Origin of the sequence: Streptococcus parasanguinis (assembly GCF_001578955.1) — a bacterium.
GTDB classification, from domain to species: domain Bacteria; phylum Bacillota; class Bacilli; order Lactobacillales; family Streptococcaceae; genus Streptococcus; species Streptococcus parasanguinis_U.
In genome coordinates this window covers 79,350-81,360 of record NZ_KQ969689.1, presented here as the reverse complement: position 1 = coordinate 81,360, position 2,011 = coordinate 79,350, and the positions used below count along the sequence as shown (strand labels likewise).

1 protein-coding gene and 1 pseudogene are annotated in these 2,011 nt (G+C 46.9%); both read right to left on the bottom strand.

Annotation, left to right across the window (positions count from 1 at the left end):
• Nucleotides 1–8: 8 nt before the first annotated feature.
• The gene (locus SPADD19_RS00370) at nt 9–1,673 is read right to left on the bottom strand and encodes a MutS-related protein (protein WP_061454901.1); all 1,665 of its coding nucleotides are present in this window, start codon (nt 1,671–1,673) and stop codon (nt 9–11) included.
• A gap of 3 nt (nt 1,674–1,676) precedes the next feature.
• Nucleotides 1,677–2,011 (bottom strand): annotated as a pseudogene (locus SPADD19_RS12140) (CapA family protein); the annotation flags it as partial.

The window sequence follows — 2,011 nt, the reverse complement described above, 5'->3', positions numbered from 1 at the left end:
TTCATTTCTCATTCTTTTTCAATTTCTTTCAAAGACCAATGCCCCGTCTCTTCATACTGGTCAATCAAGTCCTTGGCTGTTTGCGTAATCTCCTCTGGATAATGTAAGCTTTCTAGGGTATTGACCGCATTCTTAGTCACGGCTGACCCTGGCTTGATCTGGTAGTCAAAGACGATCTTGCCATCCACATAGCGACTATCAAAATGGTAATTATCATTGACCTCACCAGAGGCTGCGACCAGCTCAATATCATGACTGGAGATCATGTAGAGGCAGTTTTGGGCAGCCAACCAGCGGACAATTCCAAGGCCTGATCCGATCCGCTCGATGGTATTGGTCCCCTTAAAGAGCTCGTCAATAAAGAAGTAGTGAAAACCAGGTTTTTTCAGATGCTGAATCATACGTAAAATAGCTTTACTCTCAGTGATAAAGTAGCTATCTCCAACTTCAATATCATCGCTCACATCCATAGCCGTTAGGACATGACCATAAGGAAGGGATAATCTTTCTCCATAGGCAAAGCCTAATCCTTGAGCCAGAATGGCATTGATGGCGACAGTTTTCAGGTAGGTCGATTTCCCAGATGCATTGTCCCCACTGATGACCATATTTTTTTGAAAATGCACATCATTCGCAATCGGATTAGACAGCAAGGGATGATAGAGCGTCTCACCTTCAATCCCACCCGTCTCTATAAAGACTGGCTGACAGACCACTTCTAGATCCCGCTTATGGCGCAAGAGACTAATAGCAACTTCCATCTCTCCAAGGAGATCCAGAAGCTTCTGGGACTCTTTTTGATGAGCCTTCACCTGATTGTAAATATAAACCTGAGCGATCTGCGGGAGTAAAAAGAGGACATTGAGGTAGAGGAGAATAATTTCCATTTCCGAAGTCCCCGTTGGACTCTGCAAGACACTGGCAAGGATCCGCGTTTTCTTAAAGGGTTTGACTGCCTGCTTGAGTTCTTCTTGTTGTGGCAAGGCTAGATGGCTCAAGCGTTCTGCCGAAGCAAAGATGCGGACCAGATAGCTAACATTGTCCAGACGGATTTTATTGGACCAATTGCGCAAACTCGAAAAGACAATATTAAAGACCACACTGATCACCAAGAGGGTAATGGCCCCGACTGGCTCAAAGGGGATGGCAAAGAGACAGACAATAGGAAGACAGGCCAAGGCTAGATAGATGGGCAAACCTGCATAATGCTTGCCGGGATTTGCGACAATGCTTCGCGCCATGTTGTGGTTCTTCTTGCCCAGTTGGTTGAAAATGACCTGGACCTTGAGGCGCAAATCCGGATGCTCTTCAAAGAAGGCTTCTAAGTCATGAAGCTGGTCCTGAGGCTGGAATTCCAGCAGGCGCATTTTTTGATAGAGAGCCTCTGCTCCAAGGCTCGATTGGGTATAGTTGAGCTGATCAAAGACCGCATCCAAAGCCAAATCATGCCAGGTCTGATCATCCACTTGGCTGTCGATCGTCTGTCCCTTAGCCGGATAAGCCAGACTGTCTATCAAACTTTCTTCTGTATCTTTCTTGCGAAAGAAAGGAGCTCCATCCCAAGCCTTCTTCAGCTTTTGCTTGAGGCGGATGGCCGAAAGAAATTTGGTTGCCCAAATCACCACCATCAATCCTAGAATCCCAAGCGGAATCCAGTTTACATTTCCTTCCATACTCTATTCCTTTCCACTCTGAGGCCAATCCAAGTGAACATGTTCCTTCATTTCTTGGTAAGCCGTGTCCACTCTCTCCTTGGTCTCCTCATCCAGCTTGTCGCGGTATTTGCCACCCTGGATAAAATCTTCCAAAATATAGGTCTGGTACTTGTACAACTCATAGCCTTCAGGAGAATAGGTCCCCTTCGGAGTTCGACTGACCCAGGTTGGATGAGCAGTCGCTGTCTTAATCTTTGTCTTGCGGCCGACCTTTTCGATGGTCACATCCATCAAGACTCCTCGCTCTGTCCACTGGGCGGTCTCCACGTCCCCCATGGTTTCCAGACGCTGATTAG

What these genes read in the sequence shown, in the direction of transcription:
- SPADD19_RS00370 (WP_061454901.1), bottom strand. Translation starts at nt 1,673, where the DNA reads ATGGAAGGAAATGTAAACTGGATTCCGCTTGGGATTCTAGGATTGATG.